General features: G+C 60.6%; 12 protein-coding genes. 11 read left to right on the forward strand and 1 reads right to left on the reverse strand.

Features of this window, described 5'->3' with window-relative positions:
• Positions 1-195: 195 nt before the first annotated feature.
• Positions 196-2,727, forward strand: a complete 2,532-nt coding sequence (locus JF539_RS27975; protein WP_207139949.1) for an SPOR domain-containing protein — start codon at positions 196-198, stop codon at positions 2,725-2,727.
• 76 nt (positions 2,728-2,803) lie between these two features.
• Here JF539_RS27975 and JF539_RS08980 read toward each other — a convergent pair whose 3' ends face one another.
• A complete protein-coding gene (locus tag JF539_RS08980; protein ID WP_207139950.1) occupies positions 2,804-3,817 on the reverse strand; it encodes an alpha/beta hydrolase in 1,014 nt (337 codons plus the stop codon).
• Between the two features lie 117 nt (positions 3,818-3,934).
• Here JF539_RS08980 and nagZ point away from each other — a divergent pair, with 117 nt between their 5' ends.
• The 10 genes from nagZ (at position 3,935) to JF539_RS09030 (ending at position 12,209) form a co-directional block, all read left to right on the forward strand.
• Complete coding sequence (gene nagZ, locus JF539_RS08985; RefSeq protein WP_207139951.1) at positions 3,935-4,954, forward strand: beta-N-acetylhexosaminidase; 1,020 nt, start codon at positions 3,935-3,937, stop codon at positions 4,952-4,954.
• A gap of 11 nt (positions 4,955-4,965) precedes the next feature.
• Positions 4,966-5,805, forward strand: coding sequence for a segregation and condensation protein A (locus JF539_RS08990; RefSeq protein ID WP_209017061.1), 840 nt, complete (start codon positions 4,966-4,968; stop codon positions 5,803-5,805).
• A gap of 76 nt (positions 5,806-5,881) precedes the next feature.
• Positions 5,882-6,502, forward strand: a complete 621-nt coding sequence (scpB, locus tag JF539_RS08995) for an SMC-Scp complex subunit ScpB (RefSeq protein WP_236042448.1) — start codon at positions 5,882-5,884, stop codon at positions 6,500-6,502.
• Entirely contained in the window at positions 6,502-7,638 is a 1,137-nt protein-coding gene (locus JF539_RS09000; protein WP_207139953.1) for an ABC transporter ATP-binding protein, read from the forward strand. Before scpB ends, JF539_RS09000 begins: the two co-directional genes overlap by 1 nt.
• A 126-nt stretch (positions 7,639-7,764) precedes the next feature.
• Positions 7,765-7,989 carry a twin-arginine translocase TatA/TatE family subunit gene (locus JF539_RS09005; RefSeq protein ID WP_207139954.1) on the forward strand — a complete coding sequence of 75 codons (225 nt, stop codon included), beginning with the start codon at positions 7,765-7,767 and terminating at the stop codon, positions 7,987-7,989.
• A gap of 54 nt (positions 7,990-8,043) precedes the next feature.
• Positions 8,044-8,487: a Sec-independent protein translocase protein TatB gene (gene tatB, locus JF539_RS09010; protein WP_207139955.1), complete on the forward strand. Its 444-nt coding sequence runs from the start codon at positions 8,044-8,046 to the stop codon at positions 8,485-8,487.
• On the forward strand, positions 8,484-9,290 hold the full coding sequence (gene tatC / locus JF539_RS09015; RefSeq protein ID WP_207139956.1) for a twin-arginine translocase subunit TatC: 807 nt from the start codon (positions 8,484-8,486) through the stop codon (positions 9,288-9,290). The genes tatB and tatC overlap by 4 nt, the downstream gene beginning before the upstream one ends.
• A gap of 72 nt (positions 9,291-9,362) precedes the next feature.
• Complete coding sequence (serS, locus tag JF539_RS09020; RefSeq protein WP_207139957.1) at positions 9,363-10,643, forward strand: serine--tRNA ligase; 1,281 nt, start codon at positions 9,363-9,365, stop codon at positions 10,641-10,643.
• Between the two features lie 94 nt (positions 10,644-10,737).
• A complete protein-coding gene (gene surE / locus JF539_RS09025; protein WP_207139958.1) occupies positions 10,738-11,496 on the forward strand; it encodes a 5'/3'-nucleotidase SurE in 759 nt (252 codons plus the stop codon).
• A 20-nt stretch (positions 11,497-11,516) separates the two neighbouring features.
• Positions 11,517-12,209, forward strand: coding sequence for a protein-L-isoaspartate(D-aspartate) O-methyltransferase (locus JF539_RS09030; protein ID WP_207139959.1), 693 nt, complete (start codon positions 11,517-11,519; stop codon positions 12,207-12,209).
• The last annotated feature ends 167 nt before the right edge of the window (positions 12,210-12,376 follow it).

A 12,376-nucleotide genomic window follows, 5' to 3' on the forward strand; every position in this document is an offset into this window, starting at 1 on the left:
TCATGTGCATAACATGAGCGCGACGGTGATTAGACTGGACCGACTTTCGTAAAGCTCATGGCAGAAGATTACGAAACAAAGCAATCGGGTGTACGCGCGCCTTCAACGGGTGAGGGCGCGGAGCGTCCGATCGTTGATGATCCGCTGCTCGAATTGGCGCGCATTGTCCAGAAAAACAAGCAAGTGGGGTCCAGTGTGAGCAGCGGTCGGGTAGGCGCCACGGATTATTTCGCGGGATTGGAAGATGTCGCGGAATCCGAGTCCGGGCCCGGTCCAGAGCCGGCTTCGACGTTGCGGGTCGAGCCTTCCTTTACCGGAGAAGCAAAGACCGGCAGCAGTCCGGCGACGGATAGCCGCCATGCAATCGAACCGGTCCGGCTGGAACCGTACCAGGCGCCGCAGGCTGAGGCTTATCAGACACAAGACCGAGGCGCAGGTGCCGAAAGGCTTGCGATGGCCGGTTTTCAGCAGGCTTCTGCGGAAGCCGCCCCGCAAGATCTCGAAGACCGCTCGAACCATGTGTCCAGTCTTTGGCCAAAAGACCCGCAAGAGTTTCAGCCGGTAGAGGAACGCGTCACAACGGAACCGGAACCCGTTGAAGCGGACGAACTTGAGCAGGCATTCGCTGAAGCGGTGGAGCATAGGCCGGGAGGCTTTGAAGCGGAACTGGACGTTGCGCTGAAGGACCAGCGCGACCCTTATTTAGGTGGCTTAAACGAGATTTCCGGCGACGCCGGGAACGCAAGCGGTCAGTCAAGTCTTGCTCCCTCCCTTTCGCTCGATCTGGAAGAAAATCTGACGGCCGAACTCGAAGACGAGCTGATCGGAGCCTTGCGTCAATCCGTCGACCAGCAGACCGACGAGCGCTTCGAAACGCCTTCCCAACCGGAAAGGCCTCAGACACCGCCAAGCTATGCGGCCCGTTTCGAGCTGCCGGAGCCTCCCTCCGTCGAATTGGAACCGGAAGTGGACGTTGAAGTCCGCTCGGCGCAGGCCCCGATGGTCGAGTTGTCCTCTGAAAGGGACCGAAGTGTCTTTGAGGACGAGCCGGTCAGAACTGTTCAGCCCGTCGAGCCTCGCACGTCGATGGCGGCGGCGTTCTCGGTTTCCCCGGAAACCCGGCCGGACCGGTATGACGTGCAGCCGCAACGGCTTGAAGACCGTCGGCCATCGATCGACGAAAACGATTTTCTCGCCGCTCTGAACACTCCTTCGGAGGAGCCCGGATCCGAACGAAGCGAATTGGATACGGCGCCCGGCAGGAAAGACGACCCGGCCGGCATAGAAACCTTGTTCGCCGACCTCGACTTCCCCGAGCCGGTGGAGCGGAGACCTGCTGCCTCCATGCGTCAGCCCGAGGAGCCGCAAGAGCCTGAAACCAGCGTTGACGAGATCGACGATATGGTCTGGCCGGATGCCGCCGAAGAGGTGCCGCAGGCCGCGGAAGACGATACGCCACCGCCGCCCGAAGGGTACGATCTCGATGCGGTCGCCAGGGCCATGCAGGAAAGCGATCCGAGCCTGACCGGAGCAGGCGTGTTGCCGCCGCATTCCTCTGCGGAGAGAGCTGCGGTTCCGCATGCCAGGGAAAGGTCGAGGCGGGGCGTTTTCGTTGCCGCCGGTGTTCTCGGTGTCGGTGTGCTTGGAGCTGCGGGTTTCTTTCTGATCGATGGCAATTCGGTCCAGGTGCCAAGCGGTCCTCCGCCGGTCATCAGCGGATTGCAGGAACCGTTGAAGATCCATCCGGAACAAAGTCAGGCACCCGCCAACGATCAGGCCGCAAAGCTCATTTATGACAGGGTCGACGGTGCGCAGGATGCGGGTCCGGACCGTCTGGTTCTGCCTGAGTCACCGCAACCTGCAGAGCTGCCGCCGGCGCCAGCCGACACCAATGGCGGAGCGGAGCTGGTTCCCGGTGCGCCAAAACGCGTCAGAACCCTGGTGGTGCGGCCGGATGGAACGATCATTTCCGACGGCGACAGTGCTTCGCCCGCTGCACCGGGTGTGGCGGTTGCGCCTGCTCCGGCTGCTGCGGACGGGGCGACACGCGTCGTGACGACAACGCCGGTTACCTCCGGCAACGGGTCTGACGCCCCCGTCGGTTCCCCGGAGGTGCCGGCAGCCTCCAATCCGGTTGCGGATGCGCCTGCCGCACCGGCTCCAGGCGTGCCTGCAGTCGCGACGCCGGCCGTCGTTTCTGAAGGTAGCGAGACACCGGCGCCTGCCGCGCCGACCCCGGCCGAAGACACTGCGGCTGCGCAAGAGGTGGCAACGCCGGAACCGGCCGCGCCTGTTCCGACAGTGCTTCCCAGGAAAAAGCCGGATGCACCGGTACAAGTCGCAACTGCGCCTCCGGCACAAGCCGAGACGCCTTCAACCACCCGGTCCGAGGGCCCGCTCAACCTGAACCAGTCAACCCCGGCGTCCCCTCAGACGACCTCGTCTGGCAGCGGTTCGACGACGGGAACCATTCCATCCGGTACATATATCGTGCAGGTCACGTCACAACGCACCGCGGCGGCGGCAAGCGATGCCTACTCCGGTCTGCAGCGGCGCTATCCAGGCATATTGGGGAACCGTGAAGCTGTGATCGTAGCGGCGGATCTGGGAGATCGCGGGATCTACTATAGAGCGCGAATTCCGACAGGCTCCCGCGGGGAGGCGGACACCCTGTGCCAGAGCCTGCAAGGCGCCGGCGGGGACTGCTTCGTGCGCAGGCAGCCGTGATCTGGAAGTCGACGTTCAGGACAGGGGCGGGGAAGCCTGCCTTTGATCCCGTGTTTGCCGAGTGGCTTCTGCCGTTTCAGTCGATCAGGCAGTTGACGAGAAATGGCAGACTTTCGTCCAGCCGGTAGTCGATGGACGAATGAGTGTCGTTGAATTCCCGGTAGACGTGCGCGACACCGAAGCGATCCAGTTTCCTGTGGAGCCGCCGGGCGCCGTAGACAAGGTTATATTGGTCCTGATTTCCGCATTCTATCCATAACGCCTTCAGGGACTTCAAGGCGTCGATGTGCAAATCCGCCATATGCACGGGATCCCAGGACTGCCAGGCAGACCAGCGCTCCTCGATAAGCTCACAGGTTTCCGGGTCGACCGGGAGGCGAATGCCGCAGAACACATCGGGGTCCGGATCGGGATCGTAAGTCGCCGCCATGGCGAATGTCATCATGTCGTGAAGCGAATTGCCCGGATATTTGGGCCCTTTCTCGAAATCGGTGACAAAGGCCTCTATGGAGCCGGCTTTCGCAATGGCACGCAGGGCACTGGGCATTTCCGGCAGGTAACAAAGCTCGAAAGCCATGTCGCCGGAATGGCAGGCCGCCGCGGACCAGACATCGGCGTGTTTCATGGCGTGGACCAATGCGCCATATCCGCCGGAAGATTTTCCGAATATGCCGCGCCTGCCGGTACCGCCGCATTTGAAGCGGCCTTCAACCGCTTCCAGCATCTCGGTCGTCAGCCAGGTCGCCCACGGGCCCATCGCGATGCTGTCGATGTACTGGTTGCCGCCGAGACGGGTGAAACAGTCCGGAAACGCGACGACGACGGGGGCCAGTTCACGGTCGTGGATAAGCCGGTCGAGCCGTTCGGGGACATTTTCGCCGAAGTTTTTCCAATTGGCATGCGCCGGACCGCCGGCCGTGAAACCGACGATATCCACCAAAAGAGGCAGGCCGCTGCCGTCGTGGCCGTGAGGGGTGTAGACGACAATGTCGCGGGTCGCGGGATCGCCGAGCCGGTTTTGCTCAAGGATTTCAGATTTCAGGGAAATCCTGTGCAAGCTGCCGGCTGGAATATCGTGACGTGCGCGCATGGATAGCTCCGTTCGGGACAATTTCCTCAGGGTTCTCAATCGCAGGTACGGTACACCCGTTCAAGTACCCGCGCTGTCTTTCTTGACGGAACCATGGGCGCCCGCTAAGCCGGATTCATGACCAGAGCCTTTGTTTCCGGCTGTGCCGGGCCGGAATTGACCGAAGCCGAGATTGTCTTCTTCTCGCGGAGCGATCCCTGGGGATTGATCCTTTTTGCCCGCAACATCGTGTCGCCGGATCAGGTCAGGGCTCTGACCGCCAGCTTTCGCGAAGCAGTCGGCAGAGCCGATGCGCCGGTACTGATCGATCAGGAAGGCGGACGCGTTCAGCGGATGAAACCACCGCACTGGCCCAAGTATCCCGCGCCGGGGTTTTACGGCGATCTTTTCAATGAGCAACCGGAAACCGGCCTCAAGAGTGCTTGGCTCGGCGCCCGGTTGATCGCGGCAGATCTCCATGATGTGGGCATCACGGTCGCTTGCCTGCCTTGCCTCGACACCCGGTTTCCCGAGACGGTCGATGCCATCGGAGACCGGGCTTTTTCGGCCGAGCCGGAAACCGTGGCGCTCCTCGGCCAGGCCATGGTGGACGGCGCTTGCGCCGGTGGGATTTTGCCCGTGATCAAGCACATCCCCGGACATGGCAGGGCGCGCGTCGACAGTCATCTTGAACTGCCCAGGGTTGAGGCGGACAAGTCTTCGTTGGAAAGCGTGGATTTCCGCCCTTTCAAGGCGCTTTCCGGCGTGCCTTTGGGCATGACAGCCCATATTGTATATGCGGATGTGGACGACGAAAGACCCGGAACGCAAAGTTCAAGGGTCATTCAGGAGGTCATCCGGAGGGACATCGGGTTTGACGGTTGCCTCATGAGCGACGACATTTCCATGAATGCGCTCGGCGGAAGCTACGCAGATCGTGCGCAAAGGGCCATTGACGCCGGTTGCGACATCGTTCTGCACTGTAACGGCGATATGGAGGAAATGCGCGCTGTGGCGGCCGCCGTTCCGGAACTCGCCGGCAGGGCAAAACAGCGCTGTGACGCGGCCTTGGACAGCATCAAACCTCCGGCCACCGGGTTCGATCGTGACGCGGCCTGGGAGGAGTTTCGTTCCATCACGGGCTGGCAAGGTGTTTAGGCGCGGCTGACATGGCGGACTTGGGGAAAAACAATCAGACAGCGGAGGACGGGTCCTTCGATCTTTTGAGCGCGGTCGGAGCGGAAGAAGACCGTGCGACGAGCGATCCGCAGCTTGTTGTTGACGTCGAAGGATTCGAGGGGCCGCTCGATCTCTTGCTCGGTCTCGCGCGCACTCAAAAGGTGGATCTGACAAGGATTTCAATTCTGGAACTCGTGGAGCAGTACCTGGAGTTTGTCGCGGAAGCCCGTCGCATGCGCCTGGAACTGGCGGCGGACTACCTTGTGATGGCGGCCTGGCTTGCCTATTTGAAGTCCAAGCTTCTTCTGCCCGAGCAGAAGGACGAGGATGAGCCGACCGGGGAGGAACTGGCTGCCGCGCTCGCCTTCCGGCTTCGACGTCTGGAGGCCATGCGGGAGGTCGCCGAAAAACTGATGACCCGGAGCCGGCAGGGCAGGGATGTGTTCCACCGGGGCGCGCCCGAAACCATGTCGGTTCAGCACAAGAGCATCTGGGACGCGTCGATCTACGATCTGTTGACGGCCTATGCCACGCAAAGGCAGCGCCAGTCGGTTACCTCGGTTCGGGTTCTCAAGCGGACCGTCTGGTCGCTTCAGGAGGCCCGTGAGCTTCTGACCAGACTTGTCGGCCGCATCAGCGAGTGGGCCCCCCTGAACGCCTATCTGCGGGACTATCTCTACGACAACAAGGACTGGGCGACGATTGTGGCCAGCACCTTTTCGGCCAGTCTCGAAATGGTCCGCGAGGGCCAGGTTGAAATCCGCCAGGGCGAGCCGTTTTCCCCTGTCTACATTCGCTCCGTGGTGAAGGAGCAAGACCATGGCACCTGAGGATGGACACGGGGTCGCTTCGGAGCGGGGAGACGACAGGGAGAGCATTGGCCGCGACGACCTGTCGGTCCTGAGAATGGTCGAGGCTTTGCTGTTTGCGTCGTCCGATCCCCTGTCGCTGGAAGAGTTGACGCTGCGCCTTCCCGACGGAACGGACGTTCTCAAACTTCTGGAGACGCTGGAGAAAAACTACGCGCCGCGCGGGATCAATCTGGTCAAGGTGGCCGGCAAATGGTGTTTCCGGACCGCGGACGATCTTGCCTTTTTGATGCACAAGAATGTGGAAGAGCAACGAAAACTGTCGCGCGCTGCCCTCGAAACGCTGGCGATCATCGCCTACCACCAGCCGGTAACCCGTGCCGAAATTGAAGAAATTCGCGGCGTTTCCACTTCCAAGGGAACGTTGGACGTTCTTCTGGAAACGACCTGGATCCGCATGCGCGGCCGGCGCAGGACACCGGGCCGGCCGGTGACATATGGCACGACCGAACAATTTTTGATCCATTTCGGACTTGAGAGTGTTAAAGATCTGCCGGGATTGGAAGAACTGAAAGGAGCCGGTCTTCTCGACAGCGCAGTTCCGGCCTCCTTCCTGGTGCCAACGCCGAATGACGACGCGGCGTTGAACGAGGAGGAAGATGCGCTCGAAGACGGCTTTCTGTTCGGTGAAGATACGGAAGAAACCGCCGGAGCTTGATGCCACAAAACGATAACACATTCGCCAACGGCAACGACCAACGGGCGGACTGGGGCGCGCCGGGAACAGCCGGGGCCACCATCGCCGCGGGACTTGTTTTTGAAGACGTCTCGCACGATTACGACGGCGTGGAGTCCGTCCGGGATATGACTCTGTCAGTCGCGCCGGGAGAAATCCTGTGTCTTCTTGGCCATTCGGGCTGCGGCAAGACCACGCTGATGCGGATCGCGGCCGGTGTCGAACGCCAGTCTCGGGGAAGGGTTCTGATAAACGGTCGCGAAGTGGCCGGTGACGCGGTTTTCACGCCGCCCGAAAAACGCGGTGTGGGGCTGATGTTTCAGGACTATGCCCTCTTTCCGCACATGAGCATTCTGGACAACGTGATGTTCGGGCTGAAAGCCCTGGCCAAAAAGGATGCCAGATCCGCGGCGCTCGGCGCGCTCGGACGGGTCGGGCTTGCGGACTATGCCTCCGATTTCCCGCACGCGTTGTCGGGGGGAGAGCAACAGCGTGTCGCTCTGGCCAGAGCCTTGGTGCCGCGTCCGGGCATCCTGTTGATGGACGAGCCCTTTTCCGGCCTGGACAAGCGGCTACGTGACAGTGTTCGCGATGACACCCTTGCTGTTATCCGGGAGACCAGGGCAACCTGCATCATCGTGACCCACGATCCGGAAGAAGCCATGCGCATGGGCGACAAAATCGTTCTGATGCGCAATGGGCGGCTCGTCCAGTACGGTACTCCGGCTGAACTTTACAACAGTCCGGCCGATCTTTTTGCCGCCCGCTTCTTTTCGGAATTGAACCAGGTCAGCGGAACCGTCACCGGCGCGGGTATCGAAACTCCCTTGGGCGTACTGCCGGCGGACGGTGTTGAAAACGCCCGGTCCGTCGATATCTGTGTCAGGCCACAGGGCATCTTGCTGCACGAGGCGGGGCTTGCGGGTGTTCGGGGACGCATTCGGTCGAAACGATTCGTGGGGGAGGTCGATCTTTTGACGATCGCGATCGAAGGATTGAACCAACCGGTCCAGGCAAGAGTGCGTGCGGGCAGCTCCTGGGACCAGGGAATGGATGTCGCGGTGACGACCGATCCGAAGGACGTTCTTGTTTTTCCGCGAGAGGACACCCACGTCTGAAGAAACACCGCGGTTAATCATTCCGACTAAGGACCGAAAATGTTCGGCTGCGACAGGTTGCAGGGTGACAGCCGTTTTTGTACAAGTGCCAATGGGCTCGAGAGCCGTTGAGTAGGAGTTTAGGGTATGGGAATTAGTATCTGGCAGATCCTGATCATCGCAGTGGTGGTGGTTCTGCTGTTCGGACGTGGCAAGATTTCCGAGCTGATGGGCGACGTTGCCAAGGGAATCAAGAGCTTCAAGAAGGGCATGGCCGAAGACGACACCGCCGACGCTCCCAAGACAATCGACCATCAGGCCAGCGAAGCGGCGCCGTCCGCCAAAGCTGAAGATCAGTCCAAAGCGAGCTGATCTTAGGGCAGGAGCCCAATCTGCGTCGCGTCTCCTTAAGGGACGAAAACTCTCATGTTCGATATCGGCTGGACCGAACTCCTGGTGATTGCCTGCGTGGCGATCATCGTCGTGGGGCCAAAAGACCTGCCGCGCATGCTGCGCACGCTCGGCCAGACGGTCGGGAAAATGCGGCGCATGTCGCGTGAGTTTCAATCGACCTTCAATGATGCGTTGCGCGAAGCCGAGAAACAGGCAGATATCGCCGACATGAAGAAACAGGTCGAAGAGGCGGCGAACTTCAATCCGTTGGGCGACTTGAAAAAGTCGATCGAGGAGGATGCGGCCGGCAAGAAAGCCGACGCTCCGAAAGCACCATCTGACCCGGACGCGGCAAAAAGCGGTGCCGAACCTGCTGATGGAGGAGAAACCTCCGTCGGGACCAAGGATGCGGTGGCGCCGTCCGCATCGGCGCCGAAACCGGCTGACACTCCGCTCACGGAAGAAGTGAAGGCATGAGCCAGGAAGATATCGACGCCTCGAAGGCGCCCCTGATCGAGCATCTGATTGAATTGCGCCAGCGGCTGATGTGGTCGATTGGGGCGATCTTGGTGATGTTCGTCATCTGCTTCTATTTCGCGACGGATATCTACAACATTCTCACCGTGCCCTACTTGCGGGCGGCTGGCGATTCCCACCCGGTTGAAATGATCTTCACCGCGCCGCAGGAATGGTTCTTCACCCAGCTCAAACTGGCGTTGTTCGGCGCTCTTTTTCTGGCGTTTCCGGTTGTCGCAAGTCAGGTCTACATGTTCGTGGCTCCGGGCTTGTACAAGAACGAACGCGGGGCCTTTCTTCCCTTTTTGGTCGCGACGCCGATTCTCTTTCTGATCGGCGCCTGCCTTGTCTATTTCCTGGTCATGCCGATGGCCATGGGCTTCTTCCTGTCCCAGGAGCAGATGGCCGGAGACGGCAAGGTCGCCATTCAACACCTTGCCAAGGTCAGCGAGTATCTCGGCCTGATCATGATTCTGATCTTCGCCTTCGGACTGGTGTTCCAGTTGCCCGTCGTCCTGACGCTTCTGGGCCGCGCCGGTCTGGTCACGGCCGAGGATCTGAGGAAAAAGCGCAAATACGCCATCGTCGGGGCTTTCGCGGCGGCGGCTATTTTGACCCCTCCGGACCCGATCTCGCAGATCGGTCTTGCACTGCCCACGCTGCTTCTCTACGAAGTCTCCATTCTGTCAGTCAGACTGGTGGACCGCCAGCGCGCCGAGCGCGAGGCCGAACGCGAAGCGGAAGCGGAAGACGCGGCCGTTTAACGTATCGTCCTTTCCGCATCCCGGCCGGTCTGACGGAACGCAAAACCTACGACCGCCGTTCGGGAAGTGAAGATGTTCGATATCAAGTGGATCCGGGAAAACGCAGACGCTTTCGACAAGGCCCTTGCCAAGCGGGGCTATGAGGCTTCTTCCGCTAGGCTGATCGCGCTGGACGACGCCCGCCGCTCTCACATCACCAAGCTTCAGGAAGCCCAGGAACGGCGCAATGCCGCTTCCAAGGAAATCGGCAAGGCCAAGGGGGCGGGCGACGACGCGCGCGCTCAGGAGCTTATCGACGAGGTTGCCCAGATCAAGGCCTTCATCCAGTCTGGCGAAGACCAGGAACGAAAGCTGATCGCGGAGCTGGACGCGGCAATGGCCGTGATTCCGAACCTGCCGCATGACGATGTCCCGGAAGGCGCAGACGAAAACGACAATGCGCTTTTGAAAACGCATGGCGAAAAGCCGACCTTCGATTTCAACGAGGCTCCGAAGGAACATTTCGAGCTCGGCGAAGCACTCAGCGGGATGGATTTCTCGACTGCGGCCAATCTTTCGGGCTCGCGATTCGTCGTGTTGAAAGGCCAGATCGCCCGCCTGGAGCGCGCGCTCGGTCAGTTCATGATCGACCTGCACACACAGGAACATGGCTATACCGAAGTCTCGCCGCCGCTCCTGGTCAACAGCGAGCCGCTTTATGGCACAGGTCAGCTTCCCAAGTTCGAAGAGGATCTTTTCAAGACATCCTCCGGTCACTATCTGATTCCGACGGCGGAAGTGCCTTTGACCAATCTGGTGGCTGGAGAAATCCTGGGAGAAGACGCTCTGCCGTTGCGGGTGACCGCGCTGACCTATTGCTTCCGCTCCGAAGCGGGCTCCGCCGGACGGGATACGCGCGGCATGCTGCGTCAGCATCAGTTCCTGAAATGTGAGCTGGTCTCCGTAACGAGGCCGGAGGAGTCGCTTGACGAACTCAAGCGCATGCTCGCCTGCGCGGAGACGGTCCTGCAGAAACTCGGACTGCATTACCGGGTCATGACGCTGTGTACCGGCGATATGGGATTTGGAGCGCGAAAGACCTACGATATCGAGGTTTGGCTTCCCGGCCAGGACACATATCGCGAGATTTCGTCCTGCTCCGTCTGCGGCGACTTTCAGGCGCGGCGCATGAACGCCCGGTTCAGACCGTCGGACGCCAAGCAACCGCAATTTGTCCACACACTGAACGGGTCCGGGATCGCCGTCGGCCGGGCATTGATCGCCGTGCTGGAAAACTATCAGAACGCGGACGGCACGATCACCGTGCCCGAGGTTCTGCGACCCTACATGGGCGGTCTCGAAAAGATCGGCTGACAACGCACGGTCCGGCCTCTTTGGGTCGCCGGGCCGGCGTGACGTCTCTCAAGGCCGTTCTGTGGCCGTCATCAATCCAACGAAGCGAGGGTACATGCGCATTCTGATCACCAACGATGACGGCATCCTTTCCGAGGGCCTGTCCGTTCTGGAAGCCGTTGCTCGGACGTTGTCGGACGATGTCTGGGTGGTCGCGCCGGAGACCGATCAGAGCGGCGTGGCCCATTCTCTGACCTTGAGCGATCCGCTCCGGTTGAGGCAGATCGACGAACGCCATTTCGCGCTGAAGGGGACGCCCACCGACTGCGTGATCATGGGGGTGCGCAAGATTCTTCCGGCTCTTCCGGATCTGGTTCTCTCGGGAATCAATCGGGGACAAAATCTGGCGGAAGACGTCACCTATTCGGGAACTGTGGCCGGTGCGATGGAGGCGGCGATTCTCGGGATTCGTTCAATTGCCGTTTCCCAGGCCTGTAACTGGGCGGTGTCTTCCGACCCGGACTACCGCGTGGCCGCGGACCATGCACCCGAATTGCTGCGGAAACTGATCGGGTTTCAGCTTCCACCCTACACGTTGCTCAACGTGAATTTTCCCGCCTGTGCATCCGAAAGCGTCAAAGGCGTGAAGGTAACGGTGCAGGGCCATCACGAACAAAGCGGCCTGTCGATCGTCGAGCGCCGGGACGGCCGCGGCAACCCGTATTTTTGGCTGGGTTTCGAGGATCGGGGCAAATCCGTTCTTGATAATTCGGATCTGCAGGCGATTGCCGATGGATATGTTTCTGTTTCGCCGTTACGCATAGACCTGACAGCCCATGACCTGGTGAGTCACCTGGCCGGGGCACTTCAGTAATCCCGGACGGGGAGTTACCCATGGCCGGTCAGAGGCCCGGCGACGAACAGGTCGAAAAAGGGGCGGCACTGCCGGATGAGGCCGAAGCGCGCGCCGCGCTCGTTCTCGGCCTGCGCCGGCGCGGAATAGGTGCCCGGGAAGTCCTGTCCGCGATCGAGCGCGTGCCGCGCCGCCTTTTCCTGTCCGCGCGTCATCACGGTCTGGCCTATGAAGACGCGGCCCTGCCGATTGAATGCGGACAGACCGTCTCCGCGCCGTCTCTCGTCGCGCTTGCCGTGCAGGCCTTGAGGCTCGCTCCCGATCATTCCGTTCTGGAAATCGGGACAGGCTCCGGCTATCAGGCCGCGGTACTGGCGCATATCGCTGCCAGGGTCGAGACAATTGACCGTTTCGCGACACTGACCGATCTTGCCAATCGAAGATTCGCGGCGCTCAAGCTCGAAAACGTCAAAGCCCGTCAAATCGATGGATTCGCCGGCTTCAAGCAAAAGGGGCCTTACGACAGAATCGTCGTGACCGCGGCGGTCGAAGCCGTTCCGGATGCCTGGGTGCAACAGCTCAAGCCCGGGGGATACCTAGTTGCGCCGGTTGGGAAGCCCAAGCAGCCACAGTCGCTCATAAAGTTTCACAAGGCGGACAATGTCATGACGGCGGAGACCCTTGTTCAGATCCGAACCGTTATGCTGCAGCCGGGCCTGGCAAATAAACTTTGAAGGCTCCCACCTTTCAGAAGAACGCAGAATTTCTCTTGTTGAGCCTCAAGTCTATCAGCTTGCTGGGATTTGCCGTGGTGGGTGCATCGCGCAAACTCGCGTTTTGAAACTTGAGGCGATTTCCCGGTTTTTACGGAAAACGGCGCGGCGTCTTTAGCCTTTATAAA

The sequence above is a fragment of the Roseibium aggregatum genome, from assembly GCF_017309185.1.
GTDB lineage: Bacteria > Pseudomonadota > Alphaproteobacteria > Rhizobiales > Stappiaceae > Roseibium > Roseibium aggregatum_B.